The sequence below is a fragment of the Nocardioides mesophilus genome (genome assembly GCF_014395785.1).
In the GTDB taxonomy this organism is placed as follows: Bacteria; Actinomycetota; Actinomycetes; order Propionibacteriales; family Nocardioidaceae; genus Nocardioides_B; species Nocardioides_B mesophilus.
Genome location: NZ_CP060713.1, coordinates 1225411 through 1248789, shown reverse-complemented (window position 1 = coordinate 1248789; position 23379 = coordinate 1225411). Strand labels below are relative to the sequence as shown.

Annotated in this window: 16 protein-coding genes and 2 pseudogenes; 16 read left to right on the top strand and 2 right to left on the bottom strand. The window is 72.2% G+C overall.

Features of this window, described 5'->3' with window-relative positions; all coding sequences use genetic code 11:
* The 15 genes and pseudogenes from H9L09_RS05960 to H9L09_RS05890 all read left to right on the top strand — a co-directional run bounded on the left by H9L09_RS05960 (position 1) and on the right by H9L09_RS05890 (position 20391).
* Positions 1-396 carry an L-rhamnose mutarotase gene (locus tag H9L09_RS05960; RefSeq protein WP_187579774.1) on the top strand — a complete coding sequence of 132 codons (396 nt, stop codon included), beginning with the start codon at positions 1-3 and terminating at the stop codon, positions 394-396.
* Positions 389-1555: an L-rhamnose isomerase gene (gene rhaI / locus H9L09_RS05955; RefSeq protein WP_187579773.1), complete on the top strand. Its 1167-nt coding sequence runs from the start codon at positions 389-391 to the stop codon at positions 1553-1555. The genes H9L09_RS05960 and rhaI overlap by 8 nt, the downstream gene beginning before the upstream one ends.
* A 23-nt stretch (positions 1556-1578) precedes the next feature.
* Complete coding sequence (locus H9L09_RS05950; RefSeq protein WP_187579772.1) at positions 1579-3645, top strand: bifunctional aldolase/short-chain dehydrogenase; 2067 nt, start codon at positions 1579-1581, stop codon at positions 3643-3645.
* An 11-nt stretch (positions 3646-3656) separates the two neighbouring features.
* Complete coding sequence (locus tag H9L09_RS05945; protein WP_187579771.1) at positions 3657-5102, top strand: L-fucose/L-arabinose isomerase family protein; 1446 nt, start codon at positions 3657-3659, stop codon at positions 5100-5102.
* 2 nt (positions 5103-5104) lie between these two features.
* Positions 5105-6610 (top strand): rhamnulokinase, encoded by a 1506-nt coding sequence (locus H9L09_RS05940; RefSeq protein ID WP_246456315.1) that lies wholly within the window; start codon positions 5105-5107, stop codon positions 6608-6610.
* Positions 6611-6615: 5 nt separating this feature from the next.
* Positions 6616-7338, top strand: a pseudogene (locus H9L09_RS05935) ((Fe-S)-binding protein); the annotation flags it as partial.
* Between the two features lie 137 nt (positions 7339-7475).
* Positions 7476-8966: pseudogene (locus H9L09_RS05930) on the top strand (lactate utilization protein B); the annotation flags it as partial.
* Positions 8967-9052: 86 nt separating this feature from the next.
* Positions 9053-9709 (top strand): LutC/YkgG family protein, encoded by a 657-nt coding sequence (locus H9L09_RS05925; protein ID WP_187579768.1) that lies wholly within the window; start codon positions 9053-9055, stop codon positions 9707-9709.
* A gap of 143 nt (positions 9710-9852) precedes the next feature.
* Positions 9853-11232 (top strand): FAD-binding oxidoreductase, encoded by a 1380-nt coding sequence (locus H9L09_RS05920; protein WP_187579767.1) that lies wholly within the window; start codon positions 9853-9855, stop codon positions 11230-11232.
* A 567-nt stretch (positions 11233-11799) separates the two neighbouring features.
* The gene (aceB, locus tag H9L09_RS05915) at positions 11800-13401 is read left to right on the top strand and encodes a malate synthase A (protein ID WP_187579766.1); all 1602 of its coding nucleotides are present in this window, start codon (positions 11800-11802) and stop codon (positions 13399-13401) included.
* A gap of 7 nt (positions 13402-13408) precedes the next feature.
* The gene (locus tag H9L09_RS05910) at positions 13409-14965 is read left to right on the top strand and encodes an FAD-binding oxidoreductase (protein WP_187579765.1); all 1557 of its coding nucleotides are present in this window, start codon (positions 13409-13411) and stop codon (positions 14963-14965) included.
* A complete protein-coding gene (locus tag H9L09_RS05905; protein WP_187579764.1) occupies positions 14965-16263 on the top strand; it encodes an FAD-binding oxidoreductase in 1299 nt (432 codons plus the stop codon). The genes H9L09_RS05910 and H9L09_RS05905 overlap by 1 nt, the downstream gene beginning before the upstream one ends.
* Positions 16264-16265: 2 nt before the next feature.
* Entirely contained in the window at positions 16266-17738 is a 1473-nt protein-coding gene (gene glcF / locus H9L09_RS05900) for a glycolate oxidase subunit GlcF (protein WP_246456314.1), read from the top strand.
* 7 nt (positions 17739-17745) lie between these two features.
* Positions 17746-19500 carry an L-lactate permease gene (locus H9L09_RS05895; protein WP_187579763.1) on the top strand — a complete coding sequence of 585 codons (1755 nt, stop codon included), beginning with the start codon at positions 17746-17748 and terminating at the stop codon, positions 19498-19500.
* Positions 19501-19551: 51 nt separating this feature from the next.
* Complete coding sequence (locus tag H9L09_RS05890) at positions 19552-20391, top strand: IclR family transcriptional regulator (protein ID WP_187579762.1); 840 nt, start codon at positions 19552-19554, stop codon at positions 20389-20391.
* 117 nt (positions 20392-20508) lie between these two features.
* Here the strand turns inward: H9L09_RS05890 and H9L09_RS05885 are convergent, their stop codons facing one another.
* Positions 20509-21237, bottom strand: a complete 729-nt coding sequence (locus tag H9L09_RS05885; protein WP_187579761.1) for a sulfite exporter TauE/SafE family protein — start codon at positions 21235-21237, stop codon at positions 20509-20511.
* A 365-nt stretch (positions 21238-21602) separates the two neighbouring features.
* On the opposite strand from H9L09_RS05885, the gene H9L09_RS05880 reads away from it, so the two are divergent.
* A complete protein-coding gene (locus H9L09_RS05880) occupies positions 21603-22502 on the top strand; it encodes a hypothetical protein (RefSeq protein WP_187579760.1) in 900 nt (299 codons plus the stop codon).
* A 171-nt stretch (positions 22503-22673) separates the two neighbouring features.
* Here the strand turns inward: H9L09_RS05880 and H9L09_RS05875 are convergent, their stop codons facing one another.
* Positions 22674-23291 carry a hemerythrin domain-containing protein gene (locus H9L09_RS05875; RefSeq protein WP_246456313.1) on the bottom strand — a complete coding sequence of 206 codons (618 nt, stop codon included), beginning with the start codon at positions 23289-23291 and terminating at the stop codon, positions 22674-22676.
* Between the last annotated feature and the right edge of the window lie 88 nt (positions 23292-23379).

The window sequence follows — 23379 nt, the reverse complement described above, 5'->3', positions numbered from 1 at the left end:
ATGGCCCGCTACTGCTTCTGTCTCCAGGTTCGACCCGACCAGATGGACGAGTACGTCCGTCGTCATCAGGCTGTGTGGCCGGACATGCTCGCGGCGCTTCGCGACAGTGGTTGGTCCAACTACTCGCTCTTCCTGCGGGACGACGGGCTGTTGGTCGGCTACGTGGACGCCGACGATCTCGATGCGGCCCAGGCCGCTATGGCGGCCACTGAGGTCAACGGCCTGTGGCAGGAATCCATGGCCTCGCTCTTCACCGGGCTCGACGGCCGTCCGCCGGACGAAGGACTCGTGCTGCTCCCCGAGGTGTTCCATCTGGAGGACCAGCTTGTTGCCTTGAACGGGACGGAACCTGCGAACCTCGAGGGCCGCCACGAGCAGCGTGATCACGATGCCTGACCCGACCACCGTGAAGGCAGCCCTTGCGGCGCAGGCGATCGAGACACCGTCGTGGGCGTTCGGCAACTCCGGGACACGTTTCAAGGTGTTCGCCCAGCCCGGGGTGCCGCGCACACCCGAGGAGAAGATCGCGGACGCCGCGGTGGTGCACCGCCTCACCGGAGTCGCACCCAGCGTCGCACTCCACGTGCCGTGGGACGCGGTCGAGGACTACGCCAAGCTCAACCTGTTCGCCCAGGACGCGGGAGTCCGCATCGGCGCGATCAACACGAACGTGTTCCAGGACGACGACTACAAGCTTGGTTCGGTGACGAACGCCGACCCGAGAATCCGCCGGAAGGCGACCGATCATCTGCTCGAGGCTGTCTCGATCATGGACGCCACAGGCTCGCGGGATCTGAAGCTGTGGTTCGCCGACGGCCTCAACTATCCCGGCCAGGACGATCTGCGCGATCGGCAGGAGCGCCTCTCCGCGGCTCTCCATGAGACCTACGACCGGCTCGGCGCGAACCAGCGGATGCTCTTGGAGTACAAGCTCTTCGAGCCGGCGTTCTACGCCACCGACGTCCCCGACTGGGGTACCTCGTTCGCGCACTGCGTGGAGCTGGGCCCGAAGGCGTTCGTGTGCATCGACACCGGTCACCACGCACCGGGGACGAACATCGAGTTCATCGTCGCGTTCTTGCTGCGCCAGGGCAAGCTCGGGGCCTTCGACTTCAACTCCCGGTTCTACGCCGACGACGATCTGATGGCCGGGGCAGCAGATCCGTTCCAACTCTTCCGCATCATGTACGAGATCGTGCGCGGGGAGGCCCTGGAGCCGTCCTACGGAATCAACTTCATGCTCGATCAGTGTCACAACATCGAGGCGAAGATCCCGGCGATCATCCGCTCCGTCATGAACATCCAGGAGGCGACCGCGAAGGCGCTCCTGGTGGATAGAGGGGCTCTGCGGGACGCGCAGCAGTCCGGTGACGTGCTGAGCGCCAACGGCGTGCTGATGGACGCCTACAACACCGACGTCAGGCCGCTGCTGCGGGAGCTGAGGGAGGAGTCCGGACGCGACCCGGACCCGCTCGCGGCGTACCACCGCAGCGGCTACCAGGCGCAGATCGAGTCCGACCGCGCGCACGGTCAACAGGCCGGCTGGAACGCTTGAACAGTCACAGGAGCACCGACGACATGACCGCATCACCCTCCTCCTCCGCGAGATCGACCGACGATCCGGTGAGCAGCCTCATCGCCCGGAGCAACGCCTTGGGGGCGGACAGACGCAACACCAACTTCGCCGGCGGCAACACGTCGGCCAAGGGCCGCATCCCCGATCCCGTCACCGGCGAGCTCACTGACGTCCTCTGGGTCAAGGGTTCCGGTGGTCATCTCGGCACCTTGGTGCCGGAGGGTCTCGCGGTGCTGCGCCTCGACCGGCTCCGTGCCCTGACCCGGGTCTATCCCGGAGTCGAGCGAGAGGACGAGATGGTGTCGGCTTTCGACTACTGCCTGCACGGCAGGCCGAGCGCCGCGCCGTCCATCGACACCGCCATGCACGGCCTCGTCGAAGCCGCGCACATCGATCATCTGCATCCGGACTCCGGCATCGCCTTGGCGACGGCGGCCGACGGTGAGGCTCTGACCAAGCAGTGCTTCGGGGACCGGGTCGCCTGGGTCGGGTGGCGGCGTCCCGGGTTCCAGCTCGGACTCGACATCGCTGCGGTCAGGGAGGCAAATCCGACGGCCATCGGCGTGATCCTCGGCGGCCACGGCATCACTGCCTGGGGAGACACCTCCGCCGAATGTGAAGCCAACTCACTGGAGATCATCCGAACGGCCGAGTCCTTCCTTGCCGAACACGGGCGCAGTGAGCCGTTCGGACCACAGGTCCCGGGGTTCGAGGCGTTGCCCGACCGGGAGCGGTGGGATCGAGCAGCCGCACTCGCGCCGGTGATCCGGGGTCTCGTGTCCACGGACGCGCGTCAGGTCGGGCACTACATGGACGCTCCTGCGGTCCTCGACTTCTGCTCCCGAGCCGAGCTGTCCCGGCTCGCGGCCCTCGGCACGTCGTGTCCCGACCACTTCCTGCGGACCAAGGTCCGTCCGATGGTGCTCGACCTCCCCGGCAACGCCCCGCTCGAGGCGGTGGTGGCGAGGCTCCGGGAACTGCACCAGGACTATCGCCGGGCCTATGAGGACTACTACCGCCGGTACGCCGGCGCCGACTCGCCGCCGATGCGCGGCGCCGATCCGGCGATCGTTCTCGTCCCGGGCGTCGGGATGTTCAGCTACGGCGCCGACAAGTTGACCGCGCGGGTGGCCGGCGAGTTCTACGTGAACGCGATCAACGTCATGCGCGGGGCCGAGGCCGTTTCGGCGTACGACCCGATCGACGAGGCGGAGAAGTTCCGAATCGAGTACTGGGAGCTCGAGGAAGCCAAGCTGCGACGTGCGCCCGCCCCCGCGCCGATGGCCGGCCGGGTGGCGCTGGTGACTGGGGCCGGATCGGGCATCGGCAAGGCCATCGCCGAGAGGCTGGCCCGAGAAGGGGCGTGCGTGGTCGTCGCCGACCTCGACGCGGACTCAGCGAGTGCGGTCGCGGCGGGCATCGGTGGTCCTGACGCAGCAGTGGCAGTGACCGCGGACGTGACGGACGCCGCGGCGGTGCAGTCCGCCGTGGACGCCGCCTCGCTCGCCTTCGGCGGCGTCGACCTGGTGGTGAACAACGCCGGCCTGTCGATCTCGAAGTCGCTCGTGGATACGACCGAGCAGGACTGGGACCTCCAGCACGACGTGATGGCCAAGGGATCGTTCCTGGTCTCCCGCGCGGCGGCCAAGACCATGATCGCCCAGTCGATGGGGGGTGACATCGTCTACATCTCCTCGAAGAACGCTGTGTTCGCAGGGCCCAACAACGTCGCCTACGGGGCGGCCAAGGCGGACCAGGCCCATCAGGTGCGACTGCTCGCGGCGGAGCTCGGGGCACACGGGATCCGCGTCAACGGCGTCAACCCCGACGGGGTCGTCCAGGGGTCCGGCATCTTCGCCAACGGCTGGGGGTCGCAGCGAGCCGCCGTCTACGGGGTTCCCGAGGCCGAGCTCGGCGAGTTCTATGCCCAGCGGACCCTGCTCAAGCGCGAGGTCCTCCCCGAGAACGTCGCCGCAGCAGTCTTCGCGCTCACCGGTGGCAGTCTGAGCCACACCACCGGACTCCACATTCCCGTCGACGCCGGTGTCGCCGCCGCGTTCCTCCGCTGATCGGACCGAAGATGACCCAGACAGAAGCTGCCTCCATCACCCCCGGCCTGGAACGGATCAGCCCACGCAAGACGAGGGTGGGTCTCGTGTCGGGTGGGCTCGGTGCCTACTGGCCGCAGTTCCCGACGTTGCTCCCGCAGCTGCAGGCATCCGCCCGGCGTGTCTCCGCCCGGCTTTCGGACCTGGACTGTGAGGTCGTCGACGTCGGGTTCATCTCGGACGCGCAGGAAGGTGCAGAGGCTGCCGCGAAGCTGCGGGCGGCCGACTGCGACCTGATCATCGGCTTCCTGACCACGTACATGACCGCGAACATGCTGGTGCCGGTGGCGCAACGCAGCGGTGCTCCGGTGCTGCTGCTCAACCTGCAGCCGAGCGAGACCATGGACCATGCCAGTTTCGACACCGGCGCCTGGCTGGCGTACTGCGGGGCGTGCCCGCTGCCGGAGATGGCGAACGCGTTCGAGCGTTGTGGCATCGACTTCCGGTCCGTCTCAGGCTACGTGGAGGACGAGCGCGCCTGGACGCGGATCGGCCGCTGGGTCAAGGCGGCCGGAGTCCGTGCGTCCTTCCGTCACGGGCGGCACGGACTCATGGGTCACCTCTATCCAGGGATGATGGACGTCTCGTCCGACCCGACGCTGGTCTCCTCGCAGCTCGGAGGTCACGTCGAGACCCTGGAGATCGACGATCTGAGGGTCAGGGTCGAGCAGGTCACCGACGACGAGACGGCGGCCCGGATGGACCTCGCCCGGGACTTGTTCACCCTGGACGAGTCGGTGGCGGTAGACGACTTCCGATGGGCGGCCAGGGTGTCGGTCGCCCTGGACCGTCTGGTCGCCGACTTCGCGCTGGATTCCCTGGCCTACTACCACCGTGGCCTCGACGGCGAGATGCATGAGCGGGTGGGAGCGGGTCTGATCCTCGGCGCTTCGCTGCTGACGGCGCGAGGCATTCCCACGGTCGGTGAGTATGAGCTGCGGACGTCGCTGGCCATGCTGGTCATGGACCGGCTCGGTGCCGGCGGCTCGTTCACGGAGCTGCAGGCGCTGAACTTCCGGGACGACGTGGTCGAGATGGGCCACGACGGTCCCGCCCACCTGGCGATCAGCTCGCGGCGACCCCTGCTCCGTGGTCTTGGGGTCTACCACGGGAAGCGCGGATGGGGTGTCTCGGTCGAGTTCGACGTGCGGCACGGCCCCGTCACCTTGTGCGGTCTGGGTCAACACCGCGATGGAACCTTCTGTCTCGTCGCCTCCGAGGGGGAGGTGGTGCCCGGACCGCTGCTGGCTATCGGCAACACGACCTCCCGGGTCGACTTCGGGCGTGACCCGGGCGAGTGGACCGACGAGTGGTCCGGGAGCGGGGTCGGCCACCACTGGGCTCTCGGCACCGGACACCGGGTCCCCGATCTCCGGGCCGTCGCCGACCTGCTCGACCTCGAACTGCGCGTGGTCTGAGGGTGGCCCGGCCGCTGCGGGTCGTCGCGGTGGACCTCGGGGCGACCAGTGGCCGGGTCATGGTGGGCCGCGTGGCACCGGGCCGGCTCGACCTCGAGGAGGTGCACCGCTTCCCCAACGGGCCCGAGGACCTCGACGGCACGCTCCGCTGGCCCATCGAGCGGATCTGGGCCGAGATGCTCGCCGGACTCCGCAAGGCGGCAGCCGGAGGACCGGTCGACGCCATCGGGATCGACTCGTGGGCCGTCGACTACGGCCTCCTCGACTCCTCCGGGACGCTTCTCGGCGCCCCGGTCTGCTACCGCGACTCCCGCACCGACGGGATCCGGGAGCGGGTCGTCTCCAGGGTGGGGGAGGCGGACCTCTACGCCACCACAGGGCTGCAGCAGCTGCCGTTCAACACCCTCTACCAGCTGGCCTCCGAAGGCTCCATGCTCGACCGCGCGGAGACGATGCTCCTGGTGCCCGACCTCCTCGCCTACTGGCTGACCGGAGAGGTCGGCGCCGAGCGGACCAACGCGTCCACCACCCAGCTGTACGACGTCCGCTCGCGCGACTGGGCGTGGGGGCTGGCCGGGAACGTCGGCGTGCCGAGGCGGATCCTCCCTGCGCTGCGCGATCCCGGAGCCGTCATCGGCACCCTGCTGCCCGCGGTCGCCGCCGAGCTCGGACTGACCGACGCCACCCCGGTGGTCGCCGTCGGGTCGCACGACACCGCCTCGGCGGTCGTCGCGGTGCCGTTCACGGATCGCTCGCGCGCGGCGTACATCTCCTCGGGCACCTGGTCGCTCGTCGGCGTCGAGCTCGACGAGCCGGTGCTCAGCGAGGCCGCGCGGAAAGCCGACTTCACCAACGAGGGCGGCGTGGACGCAACCATCCGCTTCCTGCGGAACGTCTCGGGCCTCTGGGTGCTCTCCGAGGCGGTGCGGACGTGGCGCTCCCGTGGCGCGAGCGTCGAGCTCGCAGACGTGCTGGCGGGGGCGGCCGACGTACATCCGCTCAGGTCGGTGGTCGACCTCGAGGCGCCGGCGTTTCTTCCGCCCGGTGACATGGAGGCACGGATCGCCGCCGCCTGCGAGGCGTCCGGGCAGCCGGTGCCCCGGTCGAGGACCGAAGTGGTGCGGTGCATCCTCGACAGCCTGGCGCTGGCCTACCGACGCGCGGTGAAGCAGGCCGCTGGGCTCTCGGGCCGCCCTGTCGACGTGGTGCACGTGGTGGGCGGCGGTTCCCAGAACTCGCTCCTGTGCGGTCTCACCGCCTCCGCGTGCGGGGTCCCGGTGCTCGCCGGGCCCGTGGAAGCGGCGGCGCTCGGCAACGTGCTGGTCCAGGTCCGGACGCTGGGTGCGCGGTTGCCGGACCCGGCGGCGATGCGGGCGTTGGTGCGCCAGACGCACGCCGTCGTGCGCTACGAATCCTCAGCGGCAGGTCTGGGCACCGACCGGTGGGACGCGGCCGAGACGCGGATCGCCTCGTCCCGGTCCGGTCGCGCCGAGTCTGTGCAATGGTGAGCGCTATGCGGGTGGCCCTGATGGTGACGTGTATCAACGACGCGATGTTCCCCGATGCGGGGAAGGCGGTGGTGACGCTGCTGCGCCGGCTGGGGGTCGAGGTCGACTTCCCGAACACGCAGACCTGCTGCGCGCAGCCGATGGTCAACACCGGCTACCTCGACGAGGCGGTGCCGCTGGTGCGCAACTTCGTGGACACCTTCGCCGGCTACGACTACGTGGTGACGCCCTCCGGCTCCTGCGCTGGCTCGGCCCGGCACCAGCACTCGATCGTGGCCCGCCGCTCCGGCGACGCGTCGCTCGCCGCGGCCGTCGAGCAGACTTCGCCCAAGGTGCTGGAGCTCACGGAGTTCCTCGTCGACGTGCTCGGGGTCACCGACGTCGGGGCGTCGTTCCCGCACGCGGTGGCCTACCACCCGACCTGCCACTCGCTGCGGATGCTCGGCGTCGGCGACCGGCCGCTGTCGCTGCTGCGCGAGGTGCGCGGCATCCGGCTGGTCGAGCTGCCGGACGCGGAGTCGTGCTGCGGCTTCGGCGGCACGTTCGCGGTCAAGAACGCCGACACCTCGATCGCGATGGGCGCGGACAAGGCGCGCAACGCCGTCGCCTCCGGCGCCGAGGTGCTGGTCGCCGGCGACTCCTCCTGCCTGATGCACATCGGCGGGATGCTGTCGCGGCAGCGGGCCGGCGTCCGGGTGATGCACCTGGCCGAGGTGCTCGCCACCACCGCGTCGACCCCCGGCGGCGACCACCCGGTCGACGCCGCCTCGGTCGGCGCCCGTGCGGAGGCCACGATCGGCTCGCCGTCGGGTCATCCGGCGTCCGCACCGGACGCCCGGCCGGGCACCACGCCGGAGGAGGGCCGATGAGCGCCACGTTCGTCGGGATGCCGGCGTTCCCGGAGGCCGCGCGTACGGCGTTGGCCGACACCCAGCTGCGGGCCAACCTGGCGCACGCGACCGGCACGATCCGCGCCAAGCGCCTCAAGGTGGTCGCCGAGGTCGACGACTGGGAGGAGCTGCGGCTCGCCGGCGCCGCCATCAAGGACAACACCCTGCGCCACCTCGACGAGCACCTGGTCCGGCTCGAGGAGTCGCTGACCGCGCAGGGCGCCGTCGTTCACTGGGCCCGCGACGCCGCCGAGGCCTGCGCGGTCGTGGCCGAGGTCGCCCGCAAGCACGGCGTCGACGAGGTCGTGAAGGTCAAGTCCATGGCCACGCAGGAGATCGGGCTCAACGAGGCCCTCGAGGCCGAGGGGATCGCGGCCTGGGAGACCGACCTGGCCGAGCTGATCGTGCAGCTCGGGGACGACCTGCCGTCGCACATCCTGGTGCCGGCGATCCACCGGAACCGGGCCGAGATCCGGCAGATCTTCCTCGACCGGATGGGTGGCGCCGGCCGGCCCGCCCCCGAAGAGCTGACCGACGACCCGCCGCGACTCGCGGAGGCCGCGCGGCTGCACCTGCGCGAGAAGTTCCTGCGCGCCAAGGTCGCCGTCTCCGGCGCCAACTTCGCGGTCGCCGAGACCGGCTCGCTGGTGGTCGTGGAGTCCGAGGGCAACGGCCGGATGTGCCTGACGCTGCCGGAGGTGCTGGTCTCGGTGGTCGGCATCGAGAAGCTCGTGCCGACCTGGGCGGACCTCGACGTGTTCCTGCAGCTGCTGCCGCGCTCCTCGACCGGGGAGCGGATGAACCCCTACACGTCGGTGTGGTCCGGCGTGCACCCCGGCGACGGCCCCCAGGAGGTGCACGTCGTCCTCATCGACAACGGCCGCACCCGGGCCCTCGCCGACGAGGTCGGCCGCCAGGCGCTGCGCTGCATCCGTTGCTCCGCGTGCCTGAACGTCTGCCCGGTCTACGAGCGGACCGGCGGGCACGCCTACGGCTCGGTGTACCCGGGGCCGATCGGCGCGATCCTCAACCCGCTGCTCAAGGGCGTCGGGGTCGACGAGCAGACCGACTCGCTGCCCTACGCCTCCTCGCTGTGCGGCGCCTGCTTCGAGGCCTGCCCGGTGCGCATCGACATCCCGTCGGTGCTGGTGGACCTGCGCGCCCAGGTCGTCGACGCCCACCGCTCCGAGGCCGGCCACCGGCGACCGCCCAAGCCGGAGGCGCTGGCGATGCGGGCGACGTCGTGGATCTTCTCGTCCTCGGCACGGATGGCGGCCGCGGAGCGGGCCTCCGGGATCGCCGGCCGGGTCGCCGGGCGGCTGGGACGGCGTACGTCGCCCGGCGGCCGCCGCGCGATGCCCCGGCTCCCCGGACCCGGGGCGGCCTGGACCGACGCGCGCGACCTGCCGGCACCGCCGACCGAGTCGTTCCGCGCCTGGTGGAGCCGCACCGACGGGGGCCGGACCGACGGGAGCCGGACCGACGGGAGCCGTTCCGACGGCGGCCGGACCGACGGGTCCTCGGCCACGAATGACGACAGGACGGGGCAGCGATGACGAACGCACGCGAGGTGATCCTCGGCCGGGTCCGCGCCGCGCTGGCGGAGGCGGACCGCAGCGAGGTGCACGTGCCGACGGCGTACCGCTCCCGGCCCGAGCGCGAGGGCGACGTGGAGCGGTTCGTGGAACGGGTCGAGGACTACCGCGCCACGGTGACCCGGGTGCCCGGGGACGACCCGGCCGCGGTGGTCGACGCGATCGTGGCCGCGCTGCCCGACGGCGGGCGGGTGGTGGTCCCCTCGGGGCTGCCGTGGGACCTGACCGGGCGGGCGGACACAACCGTCGACAGCAACACCGCGACCGGTGCCGGCGGACCGGACGGCGACGGCCGGGCGCTGTCGTCGACCGAGCTCGATGGGTACGCCGCCGTCGTCACCGCGGCAGCGGTCGGGATCGCCGAGACCGGGACCATCGTGCTGACCCACGAGGCCGACCAGGGCCGCCGCGCGATCAGCCTGGTGCCCGACCTGCACGTCTGCGTGGTGCGCGTCGACCAGGTCGTCCCCGACGTGCCGGCCGCGTTCCGGCGGCTCGACCCGGGTCGCCCGCAGACCTGGATCAGCGGCCCCAGCGCCACCAGCGACATCGAGCTGAACCGGGTCGAGGGGGTCCACGGCCCGCGCACCCTGCACGTGCTGCTGGTCGGCTGACGCCGCCGCGCCCCGCAGCGGGAAGAGCCCGCCGCGCGGCGCTCCTGCGGGCCGTTGCGAGCTGCTCTCGCGGGTCGTTGCGCGGCGCTCCGCCGGGCCGTTGCGCCGGAGGAAGGGTGGACACGGCGAGTACGGTCCCGAGCATGACCGACACGAGCGTCGAACCCGTCGAGCGAGTCCTGCAGGTCCTTCCGCCGGAGATCGTGGTGACCGACCCGGACGTCATGGAGGGCTACGCCCGCGACCAGTCCCGGTTCACCGACCACGCGATGCCGTCGGCCGTGCTGATGCCGCGCAGCACCGAGGAGGTGAGCGCGTGCCTCGCGGCCGCGCACGCCGCCGGGGTGCCGGTGGTGGCGCGGGGCGCCGGCAGCGGCCTGGTCGGTGCGGCCAACGCCTCGGCCGGGTGCGTGGTGCTCTCGCTGCACCGGATGGACGCGATCCTCGAGGTCAACGCGGCCGACCGGCTCGCCGTCGTACAACCCGGCGTGGTGACCGCCGACCTGCGGGCCGCGGCGCGCCGGTCCGGGCTGTTCTACCCGCCGGACCCGGGCAGCGTGGAGTTCAGCACCGTCGGCGGCAACGTGGCGACGAACGCCGGCGGCATGTGCTGCGTGAAGTACGGCGTCACCGGCGACTTCGTGATCGGGTTGCAGGTCGTGCTGGCCGACGGCCGGGTGATGCGCACCGGGCGCCGTACCGTCAAGGGCGTCGCCGGCTACGACCTGACACACCTGTTCGTCGGCTCGGAGGGCACCCTCGGGGTGGTCACCGAGGTGACGGTACGGCTGGTGCCCGAGCCGCTGGCGCCGCACACGGTGGTCGCCTCGTTCGGCTCGCTGACCGACGCCGGCGCCGTTGTCTCCGCGGTGGTCGCCGCCGGGCTGACCCCGTCGCTGCTGGAGATCCTGGACCGCACCACGGTGCAGGCCGTCGACGCGATGTCCGGCATGGGGCTCGGCGAGGAGGTCGCGGCGCTGCTGCTCGTGCAGAGCGACGACCCGCACGCCGAGGAGCTGCTGGGTCGGATCGAGGGGATCTGCGAGGAGCACGGCGCCGTCGACGTGGCACGCAGCTCGGACCCGGAGGAGGCGGCGCTGCTGATGGAGGCGCGCCGGCTGGCGCTGCCGGCCCTGGAGCGGCTGGGGGACTGGCTGCTCGACGACGTCGCGGTGCCGCGCTCGAAGATCGTCGAGTTCATCGCCGCCGTCGAGGAGATCAGCGCCCGCCGGGGGATCACGATCGGGGTGTTCGGGCACGCCGGGGACGGCAACCTGCACCCGACGCTGATCTTCGAGGACGCCCTTCCCGAGAGCCGGGCGACGGCGCTGGCCGCGTTCGACGAGATGACCCGCAAGGCGCTCGAGCTCGGCGGGACGATCACCGGCGAGCACGGCGTCGGCCGGCTGAAGCGCGGCTGGCTCGCGGACGAGCTGGACCCGGTCGCGATGCAGGTGCACGCCGCGGTGAAGCACGCCCTCGACCCCGACGGGCTGCTCAACCCGGGCTCGATGCTGCCCTGAGCCGCGCCTGCGCGGCGAGGGCGCGTCGGTGCAACGGGCGCGCACGGTGAGCGCTGGTTGCGGCTTGAGGGCCGTGGAACAGCGACGAGCGCGCACGGTGACCGTTGGTTGCTGTCCGGGGGTGCGGCCAGCAACGAGCGCGCACGGTGACCGCCGATTGCGGCTTTCGGGGCGTGGAACGGCGACGAGCGCGCACGGTGACCGCTGGTTGCTGTCCGGCAGGGATCGGCAGGCAGCGGGCGGCTCGGCGTGCAACGAGCGCGCACGGTGACCGCTGGTCGCTGCCAAGCGGGGGTTGACCGTGCAACGAGCGCGCACCGTGACCGCTGGCTGCTGTGCGGTGGGGTGCAGCGGGCATGCGCGTCGGGATGCCGACGCGCCGAGGGGAGCCGACGCGCCCGGACCGCCCCTCTTCCACCCGATACTTCCGTAACGGTCAAACGGATGTTCGGATCGAAAAAGTCGGGGTACGGGCATTGTGGTGGCTGCCACAGTCCTTTACTGTTCCGTTGTACAGAAGAAGGCTTCCACGATGTGGAAGTTGCCTGACCGCGACCGAGGAGAGCCATGGACACCCCTGACGGCATCGAGATCACCGGCCCGATGCACGACCGGTTCGACGAGATCCTCACCCCGACCGCCCTCGAGCTGGTCGGCCGCCTGCACCGCGAGCTGAACGGGCGCCGCAAGGAGCTGCTCGCCGCCCGGAAGAAGCGGGTCGAGGCGCTGGCAAACGGCGGCACCCTGGGCTTCCTGGAGGAGACCCGGCAGATCCGCGAGGACGACTCCTGGCGCGTGGCCGACCCGGCCCCCGGGCTCGTCGACCGCCGCGTCGAGATCACCGGCCCCACCGACCGCAAGATGACGATCAACGCGCTGAACTCCGGCGCCAAGGTCTGGCTCGCCGACCACGAGGACGCCAACACCCCCCTGTGGGAGAACGTCGTCGGCGGCCAGCTGAACCTGCTCGACGCGGTCACCCGCAACATCGACTTCACCAGCCCCGAGGGCAAGAGCTACTCCCTCAAGGACGGCGACCTGGCCACGATCGTGGTCCGGCCCCGCGGCTGGCACCTCCCCGAGAAGCACATCAAGGTCGACGGCGAGGAGACCTCCGGCGGCCTCGTCGACTTCGCGCTCTACCTGACCGCGTGCGGCCAGAAGCAGATCGACAACGGCCTGGGCCCCTACTTCTACCTGCCGAAGATGGAGTCCCACCTCGAGGCGCGGATGTGGAACGACGCGTTCAACCTCGCCCAGGACTTCCTCGACATCCCGCGCGGCACCATCCGGGCCACCGTGCTGATCGAGACCTACCCGGCCGCCTTCGAGATGGAGGAGATCCTCTACGAGCTGCGCGAGCACTCCGCGGGGCTCAACGCCGGTCGCTGGGACTACATGTTCAGCGTGATCAAGAGCTTCCGCACCCGCGGCGACGAGTTCCTCCTCCCCGACCGCAACTCGGTGACGATGACGGTGCCGTTCATGCGCGCCTACACCGAGCTGCTGGTGCGCAGCTGCCACAAGCGCGGCGCGCACGCCATCGGCGGCATGGCGGCATTCATCCCGAGCAAGGACCCCGAGGTCAACGAGGCGGCGTTCAAGAAGGTCGCCGACGACAAGGCCCGCGAGGCCGGCGACGGCTTCGACGGCTCCTGGGTCGCCCACCCCGGCATGGTGGAGATCTGCAAGGAGGAGTTCACCAAGGTCCTCGGTGACCGGCCCAACCAGCTCGACAAGCTGCGCGAGGACGTCCACGTCACCGCCGAGCAGCTGCTCGACGTGAAGTCCACCCCCGGCGACGTCACCGAGGAGGGCCTGCGCGCCAACATCAGCGTCGGCATCCAGTACCTCGAGTCCTGGCTGCGCGGCAGCGGCGCGGTCGGCATCAACAACCTGATGGAGGACGCCGCCACCGCGGAGATCTCCCGCAGCCAGGTGTGGCAGTGGCTGCACAACAACGTCGAGCTCAGCAACGGGCACACCGTGACCCGCGAGCTCGTCGAGGGGATCATCGAGCAGGAGATGGCCTCGATCCGCGACAAGGTCGGGGAGGAGGCCTTCGAGAAGGGCCGCTGGGCGGACGCCCGCGACACCTTCACGGAGATGGCGCTGGCCGACGAGTACCCCGACTTCCTCACCCTGCCGGCCTACGAGCGGATGCCGTGACGGACCGATGAGCGGCACGCACGGCACCACCAGCTCCGCAGGTCCCACGACGGACCCGGTCCCCCCGGAGGCCACCGCGGCCACCGGGGAGGCCGGCGCCCGCCAGGACGCTCTCGACGCGGTCACCCGGCGCGCCCGGGAGGTGATCCCCGAGGAGGGGATCATCACCGACCACCAGCGGCTGCGCACCTACGAGTGCGACGGACTGGCGCACTACAAGGTGACGCCGGCGCTCGTCGTGATCCCGGAGACCACCGAGCAGCTCGCGGCGGTGGTCCGGGCGTGCGCGGAGCACGAGCTGCCGTTCGTGGCCCGCGGCTCGGGGACCGGCCTCTCCGGCGGCGCGCTGCCGCGGGCCGACGGCATCCTGATCGTCACCTCGCGGATGCGGGCGATCCGGGAGGTACGCCGTGAGGACCAGCGGGCGGTCGTCGAGCCGGGCGTGATCAACCTCGATGTGACACGCGCGGCGACGCCGTACGGCTACTACTACGCGCCGGACCCCTCCAGCCAGCAGATCTGCTCCATCGGCGGCAACCTGGCGGAGAACTCCGGCGGCGCGCACTGCCTGAAGTACGGCTTCACCACCAACCACGTGCTCGGCGCCGAGCTGGTCACCCCCGACGGCGACGTCGTCGAGCTCGGCGGGATGGCCCCGGACGCGCCGGGCTACGACCTGCTCGGCGCGGTCGTCGGCTCCGAGGGCACGCTCGGCATCGTCACCGCCGCCACGGTGCGACTGGTGCGAGTGCCGGAGGAGGTCCGCACGCTGCTGGCCGGCTTCGAGTCCACCGACCACGCCGGCGCCGCCACCTCGGCGATCATCTCGGCCGGGATCGTGCCGGCCGCGATCGAGATGATGGACGCCCTCGCGATCGAGGCGGCCGAGGCGGCCGTGCACTGCAACTATCCCGCCGGTGCCGGCGCGGTGCTGGTCATCGAGCTCGACGGCGCGGCGGTCGAGGTCGAGCACGAGTTCGGCGAGGTCGAGCGGCTCTGCCGGGAGAACCACGCCTTCGAGCTCCGGGTCGCCACCGACCCGGCCGAGCGCGCGCTGATCTGGAAGGGCCGCAAGTCCGCGTTCGCCGCGGTCGGCCGGATCAGCCCGGACTACATCGTCCAGGACGGCGTCATCCCGCGTACGGCGCTGCCCGAGGTGCTGCGGGCGATCGCCGAACTCTCGGAGTCCTCCGGGGTCCGGGTGGCCAACGTCTTCCACGCCGGGGACGGCAACCTGCACCCGCTGGTGCTCTTCGATGACGCCGTCGAGGGTGCCGGCGCGGCCGCCGAGAAGGTCAGCGGCGCGATCCTCGACCTGTGCATCAACCACGGCGGCTCGATCACCGGGGAGCACGGCGTCGGCATCGACAAGGCGGCGTACATGCCGCGGATGTTCAACGACGACGACCTCGACACCATGCAGCTGGTGCGCTGCGCGTTCGACCCGCAGAACATCTCCAACCCGGGCAAGGTCTTCCCGACCCCGCGGCTGTGCGGCGAACGGCCCGGCAGGCGCAAGGGCGCGCACCCGTTGCAGGAGTCCGGACTGGCGGAGGTGTTCTGATGAGCGGACCGGGGACCCCCGAGAGCCATCCAGCGCGCGGTGGCCTTGACGGCACCGCGGCGACCGCGCTGGAGTCGGCCTGCCAGGAGGTGCGCGAGGCGCTCCCCGAGGACGCCGTCGACGGGGTCGCCCCCGCGCTGGTGGCCCGGCCCGGCTCGACCGCCGAGGTCGCCGAGGTGCTGCGCGCAGCGCAGGCGCACGACCTCGTCGTGGTCCCGCGCGGCCGCGGCACCAAGATGACCTGGGGACGGCCGCCGCGGCGCGTCGACCTGGTGCTCGACCTCAGCGCGATGAACCAGGTGCTCGACCACGCCTCCGGCGACCTGATCGTCGAGGCGCAGGCCGGCACCCCGCTCCGCGACGTGCAAGACGCCGTCGCCGGCGCCCGGCAGCGGCTCGCCCTCGACGAGCTCGTCCCCGGCGCCAGCGTCGGCGGCGCGCTCGCCACCGCGACCAGCGGCCCCGGCCGGATGGCCACCGGCACGATGCGCGACCTGCTGATCGGGGTCACCGCGGTCCGCGCCGACGGCGTGGTCGCCAAAGCCGGCGGCCGGGTGGTCAAGAACGTCGCCGGCTACGACCTCGGCAAGCTCGTGCACGGCTCGTTCGGCACCCTGATGGTCGTCACCGAGGCGCTGTTCCGGCTGCACCCGCTCCCGGCCGCCCGACGGTTCGTGAGCGTCGGCGTCGACAGCCCCGAGCAGGCCCACCGGCTCGCCCAGTCGGTGATCCACTCCCAGGTGGTCGCCGGTGGGGTCGAGGTCGACGTACCCCCGCACGGCGAGGGAGCCACGCTGACGGTGCTGCTCGACGGCATCGAGGCCGGGGTGGCCGGGCGGACGGCGGCGACGCTGGCGCTGCTCGGCGACGCGGCCACCGCCTCCGACGACGTACCCGACACCTGGGGCCGGCTGCCGTGGAGCACCGACGCGCGGGGCGACGAGCGGGCCACCGCGCTGAAGCTCGCCTTCGCGCTGTCCGGCCTCGAGGACGTGCTCCGCACCGCCCGCAGCGCCGGCCTGCCGGTGCACCTGCGCGGCTCCGCCGGGGTCGGCGTCGTGTACGGCGCCCTGCCGGCCGGCACCGAGCCGCAGGCCGCCGCAGCCACCGTCGACCTGCTGCGCGCCGCCTGCCTGCGCCACGGCGGCAGCCTGGTGGTGCTCGACGCGCCGGCCGCGGTGAAGGCCGCCGTCGACCCGTGGGGGCCGCTGCCGGCGCTCGACCTGATGCGCCGCGTCAAGGACCAGTTCGACCCCGACCACCGGCTCGCACCCGGACGCTTCGTGGGAGGCATCTGAGCATGACCCAGACCCGAGACAGCCAGCACCAGGGACCCGGTGACGCCGGGGCCGGGATGCACCGCGTGAGCGACGGGGACGCGGTGCCCGACGCGCCGATCGTGGACCTCGGCATGCCGGTCCCCGGCGGAGCCTTCGACGAGCACAACCCGCCGGACGCGGCGCTGGTCGGTGACTGCGTGCACTGCGGGTTCTGCCTGCCGACCTGCCCGACCTACGTGCTGTGGGGCGAGGAGATGGACTCCCCGCGCGGCCGGATCTACCTGATGAAGGAGGGCCTCGAGGGCGAGCCGATGTCGGACTCGATGGTCCAGCACTGGGACCGCTGCCTGGGCTGCATGGCCTGCGTGACCGCCTGCCCGTCGGGCGTGCAGTACGACAAGCTCATCGAGTCCACCCGCGCGCAGGTCGAGCGGCGCCACGACCGCACCGCCGCCGACAAGGCGCTGCGCGGCCTGATCTTCTCGCTGTTCCCGCACCCGAAGCGGCTCCGGCTGCTGCGCGGACCGCTGCGCGGCTACCAGCGCTCCGGCCTCGACCGGCTGGTGCGCCGTACCGGCCTGCTGGAGCGGATGGCGCCGCAGCTGGCGGCCATGGAGGGCCTGGCGCCGCGGCTCGGCAAGGCCGAGAAGCTGCCGGACCGGGCGCTGCCGGCGGGGCAGCGGCGGATGGTCGTCGGGATGCTCACCGGCTGCGTCCAGCGCGAGTTCTTCCCCGGCGTCAACGCCGCCACCGTCCGGGTGCTGCAGCACGAGGGCTGCGAGGTGGTGATCCCGCGGAGCCAGGGCTGCTGCGGCGCGCTGTCGGTGCACAACGGCCGCGAGGTCGAGGCGCAGAAGTACGCCCGCGCGCTCGTCGACTCCTTCGCCGACGCCGGCGTCGAGCGGATCGTCGTCAACGCCGCCGGCTGCGGGTCGACGATGAAGGAGTACGCCGACCTGCTGGCCGACGACCCGGCGTACGCCGACCGCGCCCGCGAGTTCGCCGAGAAGGTGCGCGACGTCTCGGAGATCCTGGTCGAGCTCGGCCCGGTGGCCACCCGGCACCCGCTGGAGGTCACCGTCGCCTACCACGACGCCTGCCACCTCGGGCATGCCCAGGGCGTGCGCAGCCAGCCGCGCGACCTGCTCCGCGGCATCCCCGGCCTGGAGCTGCGCGAGATCGCCGAGGCGGAGCTGTGCTGCGGCTCGGCCGGCATCTACAACATCCTCAACCCCGAGCCCGCCCGCGAGCTCGGCGACCGCAAGGCGGCGAACATCGTCGCCACCGGCGCCGAGCTGCTCGTCACGGCGAACCCCGGCTGCCTCATGCAGGTCACCACTGCCATCCAGCGCAGCGGTCACCCCATGGGGATGGCCCACACGATCGAGGTGCTCGACGCCTCACTGCGCGGCCTTCCCGCCACCACCCTGACCGGTCGGGCCGTCACCGCACCAAATCCGGTTCCATCCAACCAGCACACCACCCAGGGGTAGTCAGGTCATGTTCCAGCAGACACTCGATCCGGTAGCCGGATCGCTCGGACTCAGCGCCCTCTGCGCCGCGCTGCCACTCATCACGCTGTTCGTCATGCTCGGCGGGCTCAAGACCAAGGCGTGGGTCGCCGGCGTGACCTCCCTCGTGGTGGCCATCGTCGTGGCCGTCGCGTTCTTCGAGATGCCGGTCGGCCAGGCGCTGCTCGCGGGCTCCGAAGGTGCCGCCTTCGGGTTCTTCCCGATCCTGTGGATCGTCATCAACGCGATCTGGGTCTACAACCTCACCGTGGCCAGCGGCCACTTCGAGGTGCTGCGGCACTCCTTCGAGAGCGTCAGCGCGGACCACCGGATCCAGGCCATCATCATCGCGTTCTGCTTCGGTGCGCTGCTCGAGGCGCTCGCCGGGTTCGGCACACCGGTGGCGATCACCGTGGTCATGCTGATGGCGCTCGGCTTCGAGCCGATCAAGGCCGCCGCGGTCGCACTGATCGCGAACACCGCCCCGGTCGCCTTCGGTGCGCTGGCCACCCCGATCATCACGCTGGCCACCGTCACCTCCGGTGTCAGCGACGACCCGCGTCTGGACGTGGACCACCTCGGCGCCATGGTCGGTCGGCAGACCCCGATCCTGGCGATCCTGGTGCCGCTGGTGCTCGTCTTCGTCGTCGACGGCAAGCGCGGCGTGAAGCAGACCTGGCTGCCCGCCATCGTCGCCGGCCTCGCGTTCGGCATCTCCCAGTTCGTCGCCTCCAACTACATCTCGGTGCCGCTGACCGACATCGTGGCCTCGCTCGTGGCCGCCGCTGCTGTCGTCGGCCTGCTGCGCGTCTGGCAGCCCTCCGAGACCTTCACCCACGCCGAGACGCCTTCGGGTGTCGGCGACTCCGGCACCTCCGGTGACCGGGTCACCGCGAACACCGCCACCGGCAACGCGGACCGTGGCCACGTCGCGACCGAGACCGGTCCCGGTGGACGGATGGCCGGCCCGTCCGGAGCGGCCCGCCCGTCGGTGACCGACCGGGGCGAGGTCTGGAAGGCGTACGCGCCGTACCTCATCATCATCGCGATCTTCTCGATCACGAACATCACCGCGGTCAAGGAGGCTCTCGCCGAGAAGCCCTGGACGATCCCGTTCCAGTGGCCGGGCCTGGACCTGCGCAACGTCGCGGGCGACCCGCTGTCGTCGATGACCTACAACTTCAACTGGCTGCCGGCCGCCGGCACCCTGATGATCTTCGCCGGCATCCTGACCGCGATCGTGCTGAAGGTCTCGCCCGCCCGGGCGCTGAAGGCGTACGTCGACACCTACATCGAGCTGAAGTGGGCCATCCTCACGGTGATGGCCGTGCTCGCGCTGGCCTACGTCATGAACTCCTCGGGTCAGACCACCACCCTCGGTGCCTGGCTCGCCGGGGCCGGCGGACTGTTCGTGCTGCTCTCGCCGATGCTCGGCTGGCTCGGCGTGGCGGTCACCGGATCCGACACCTCCGCCAACGCGCTCTTCGGTGCGCTGCAGGTGCAGACCGCCGCCCGTACCGGGCTGGACCCGGTGCTGATGGCCGCGGCCAACTCCTCCGGCGGTGTCATGGGCAAGATGGTCAGCCCGCAGAACCTCGCCATCGCGGCTGCTGCCGTGGGCATGGCCGGGCGCGAGGGCGACCTGTTCCGCAAGGTGTTCGGCTGGAGCATCCTGCTGCTGCTGTTCATGTGCGTCATCGTGTGGCTGCAGTCGACCGCGGTTCTCGGCTGGATGATTCCCTGAGGCACGGACAGAGGTAGGCCGGTCGTGAGGGCGCAGGCAGGGGACGAGTCGATGGACGGTCCCCTGCCCGGTCCCGCGGCCGGCCCTTCTGCTGCCCGGCCGGCGATCTCGGCAGCGGTGGGCCGTCCCGGAGGCGCCCGTCCCGCGGGCGGGGTCCAGTCGGTCGACCGGGCCCTGGACATCCTCGAGGCGCTGGCGCGGTCCAGCGGCCCGGTCGGCGTCGGCGAGGTGGCCGCGATGACCGGGTTGCCGCAGGGCACCGCGCACCGGCTGCTGCGGAGCCTGCGGAGCCGCGGCTACGTGCGGCACGACGCGGCCCGCAAGTACTCCCTCGGCGCCGCCACGCTCCGGCTCGGCGACGCCGCCCACCAGACCCTGGCGCACACCGCCCGGCCGTTCCTGACCCGTCTGGTCGAGGACACCGGGGAGACCGCCAACCTCTCCATCCTGGAGGGCGACGACGTGGTCTACGTCGCCCAGGTGTCCTCCCCGCACACCCTGCGGATGTTCGCCGAGGTCGGCCGGCACGTGTCCCCGCACAGCACCGCCTCCGGCAAGGTGCTGCTGGCCGGGCTCTCCCCGGAGCGCGCCGCCTCCGTCGTACGCCGGCTCCCGCTGCCGCGGCTGACCGAGACCACCATCACCGACCCGGCCGAGCTGCTCGCCGAGGTCGACCAGACCCGCGAGCGCGGCTGGGCCGTCGACGAGGGGGAGCAGGAGCGCGGGGTGCGCTGCGTCGCGGTGCCGGTGGGCGGCGCGGCCGACGTCGTGGCGGCGATCTCGCTGTCCGGGCCGGCGGAGCGGTTCGCCGGCGCCGCCCAGAACGGCCTCGTCGAGGAGATGACCCGGGTGGCGGCGGCGTTCGCCGCCGAAGTGGCCGGCGCGGACTGACCCGCCGGCTGCTCTGCCCGCCCCGGCCGGCCCGACTGCGGCCCGCTGCCTGCTCCGGTTGGCCACCTGCTTCGGCCCCGTGACCCGCTCCGGTGCTGGCGCTGCAGCGGCGTGGGGTCAGGACAGGACGGCGCGGGTCAGCAGCACCACCCCGAGCACCAGCACCAGCAGGTGCACCGAGCGCTGGAAGCGGTCGACCGGGATCCGCGCGTGCAGCGCCCGGCCGAGCAGCGCGGCGAGCCCGACCACCGGCAGCGACACCGCCACCAGCAGCGGCAGCTCGTCGCTCCACAGCCCGCCGATCGCCTGGCCGGACACCACCAGCACGCCGGCGACCAGGAAGAACACGTGCAGGGTCTCGCGGAACATCGCCGGTGACCAGCCCCGCCGGGTGCCGTAGACGACGACCGGGATCCCGTGGAAGCCGTAGGCGCTCCCGAGCCCGCCGGCGACCACCCCGACCGGCCAGGCGACCTCGAGCGGGGCGGTGCCGGCCGGTCGGTGCGAGGTGGCGGCGTACCAGCCGTAGCCGACCAGGAAGCAGCCGAGCGCCGCGGCCACGGCACGCTCGGGCACCAGCAGGACCAGCGCGACGCCGAGCGGCACGCCGAGCACCGCGCCGAGGCACAGCCGCAGCAGCACCTTCCGGTCGACCTGGCCCGAGCCGCCGACGATCCCGATCACCGCCAGCGTCAGGCTCACGATCGCGATCAGCGACGCCGCGGTCGGCAGGCCGATCGGCAGCAGGGCGAGCAGCGGCATCGCGACGAGGGCCTCGCCGAAGCCGAACGTCGCCCGGGTGAGCGCTCCTACGAAGACGATGAGCACCACGAGCGAGACGACCACCACCTGACCCTAGTCGCGTCGCGCGGCCTTTCCGCGCCGCGCCCGCCGTGCGTGGACGGACGCGCTCCGGCCGGGGCGGCGCTCAGCCGCACCGCGCCTCAGCCACCTGCGGTGGGACATGCACTCGACCGCGCGGCCAGCCGGGGTCACGCCTGGGCCGGTCGATCCAGGTGCGCGAGTGCATGTCCGGGCGAGGGCCGGCCCCGCGCGGCCGGCCACCGGCGCCGCGGGGCGCGGTGGCGCTTAGCCGACCGGACGCGGGGACGACAAGCCGGCCGGCCGGGGCTGGGGAGGACGACGGCGACCCGGGCGGCGCTGTGGACGGCCGTTCGCGCCGGACGTCGCCTGGCGGCAGGCTCGCCGGCATGAGATCGGACCGGGCACTGGAGCGGCTGGGCGGCGTGGCGACGACCGAGCGCCTGCTGCGGGTGACCTCGCGTGCCCGGCTCCAGCTGGCGGTGGCCCGCGGACTGGTCGTCCGCGACGCGCGTGGCCGCTACTCGTTGCCGGGCGTGGACGAGGCGCTGCGGGCCGCCAACCGGCTGAGCGGGGTGCTGGTCGAGGACAGTGCGGCGCAGTACCTCGGCTGGCAGCTCAAGCACCCGCCCCGGAGCCCGTGCATCGCGGTGCCGCGCAACCGCCATCTCACCGCCGACCGGACCGCAGGTGTCCGCGTACGGTTCCGGGACCTGGACCCGGACGACGTGAACGGCCTCGCGACCCGGCCCATGGAGACGGTCCTCCGATGCGCAGCGTGGATGCCCTTCGACGAGGCGTTGGTCGTCGCCGACGACGCGCTGCGGTCGGGGTCGGTGATCCAGGAGGAGCTGGTGTGCCGGGCGCACCTGGAGCCGGTCCGGTTCCGCAGCCGGTGCGTGCGGGTGGCCGAGGCCGCCGACGTTCGGGCCGAGAACGCGTTCGAGTCGGTGCTGCGCGCGATCGCTCTCTCGGTGCCGGGCCTGCACGTGGAGCCTCAGGTGTGGCTGGGCGACATCGGCCGGCCCGACCTGGTCGACCAGCAGCTCGGCATCGTGGTCGAGGCGGACTCCTTCGAGTTCCATGGCCGGCGGCGGGCGCTCAAGCTCGACTGCGAGCGGTACAACGCGTTCGTCGTTGACGGGTGGTTGGTGATCCGGTTCGCGTGGGAGCACGTGATGTTCCGCCCCGACTACGTGCGGTCCGTGCTGGCCGCGCTGGTGGCGCGGCTGTCCGGGCAACCGCTCGGACATGCACTCGGCCCCGCGGCGCAGCGGCGCTCCGCCTGAACGACCGCCGCAGGTCACGCAAGTGCATGTCGGGACGCTGGCGCGGCGGGCCGATGTCGGCCTGGCTCGGCCTGACCCAGCTCGGCGTGGCGCGGCTGGGCCCGGTCCGGCTCGGCGTGGAGCGGCGGACCAATGTCGGTCCCGACCGGACCGGACAGGCCCGGGCGGCGCTCAGCCGAAGCCGAGCCGGGCGAGCGGCTCGACGAGCTGCTGCTCCTCGTAGGCGAGGTGGGACAGCAGCACGTCGGTCAGCAGGTCCACCGCGTGCCGCACCGGCGCCACGTCCTGCTCCGGGTGCCCGACCATCGCCACCAGGGCGGCGTCCACGCGCTCGAGCACCTCGGCGATCACGTGGTGCTCCTCCTCCAGCCGGTCGATCACCGGGGCCAGCCGGGCGTCGGAGCGGCGCAGGTGCGGGAACATCGAGACGTCCTCGATGGTGTGGTGGGTCGTGACCACCCGGCAGTACGTCGCGCAGTAGGTGCCGAGCGTCCAGCTGTTCTGCCGCAGCGTCATCGTGCTGATCGCCGACCGGGCCGCTCCGGCGCCGAGCTGTCCGGCCGCCACCTGGCCGACCAGCTCGCGCAGCTGCTCGATCTCGCCGCGCAGGTGGTCGTGCACGTCGATCAGGTGCCGGCCCTCGGCGCGCCCGCGCTCGTCGTACGTCGTGCCCGGGAGCGGTTCCACCTGCGGACGCGCCGACTCGTCCCAGAGCAGCTCGTCGGTGAGCCGGGCGGCGGGCGCCGGGGTCGGCGTGACGCCGAGCTGCGCGGAGGCGGGGTCGGTCATGGCGCCCATTGTCGCGGACGCCGGCGGTGCCGCGGCGCGAGGCCGGCCCCGCCCCGGCCGGCTGCTCAGCCACGGGCCGACCGGCGAC

Excerpts from the sequence above, each read along its gene's own strand:
- H9L09_RS05960 (WP_187579774.1), top strand. The coding sequence starts at position 1 with ATGGCCCGCTACTGCTTCTGTCTCCAGGTTCGACCCGACCAGATGGAC.
- rhaI (WP_187579773.1), top strand. The coding sequence starts at position 389 with ATGCCTGACCCGACCACCGTGAAGGCAGCCCTTGCGGCGCAGGCGATC.
- H9L09_RS05950 (WP_187579772.1), top strand. The coding sequence starts at position 1,579 with ATGACCGCATCACCCTCCTCCTCCGCGAGATCGACCGACGATCCGGTG.
- H9L09_RS05945 (WP_187579771.1), top strand. The coding sequence starts at position 3,657 with ATGACCCAGACAGAAGCTGCCTCCATCACCCCCGGCCTGGAACGGATC.
- H9L09_RS05925 (WP_187579768.1), top strand. The coding sequence starts at position 9,053 with ATGACGAACGCACGCGAGGTGATCCTCGGCCGGGTCCGCGCCGCGCTG.
- H9L09_RS05920 (WP_187579767.1), top strand. The coding sequence starts at position 9,853 with ATGACCGACACGAGCGTCGAACCCGTCGAGCGAGTCCTGCAGGTCCTT.
- aceB (WP_187579766.1), top strand. The coding sequence starts at position 11,800 with ATGGACACCCCTGACGGCATCGAGATCACCGGCCCGATGCACGACCGG.
- H9L09_RS05910 (WP_187579765.1), top strand. The coding sequence starts at position 13,409 with ATGAGCGGCACGCACGGCACCACCAGCTCCGCAGGTCCCACGACGGAC.
- H9L09_RS05905 (WP_187579764.1), top strand. The coding sequence starts at position 14,965 with ATGAGCGGACCGGGGACCCCCGAGAGCCATCCAGCGCGCGGTGGCCTT.
- glcF (WP_246456314.1), top strand. The coding sequence starts at position 16,266 with ATGACCCAGACCCGAGACAGCCAGCACCAGGGACCCGGTGACGCCGGG.
- H9L09_RS05895 (WP_187579763.1), top strand. The coding sequence starts at position 17,746 with ATGTTCCAGCAGACACTCGATCCGGTAGCCGGATCGCTCGGACTCAGC.
- H9L09_RS05890 (WP_187579762.1), top strand. The coding sequence starts at position 19,552 with ATGGACGGTCCCCTGCCCGGTCCCGCGGCCGGCCCTTCTGCTGCCCGG.
- H9L09_RS05880 (WP_187579760.1), top strand. The coding sequence starts at position 21,603 with ATGAGATCGGACCGGGCACTGGAGCGGCTGGGCGGCGTGGCGACGACC.
- H9L09_RS05875 (WP_246456313.1), bottom strand. The coding sequence starts at position 23,291 with ATGACCGACCCCGCCTCCGCGCAGCTCGGCGTCACGCCGACCCCGGCG.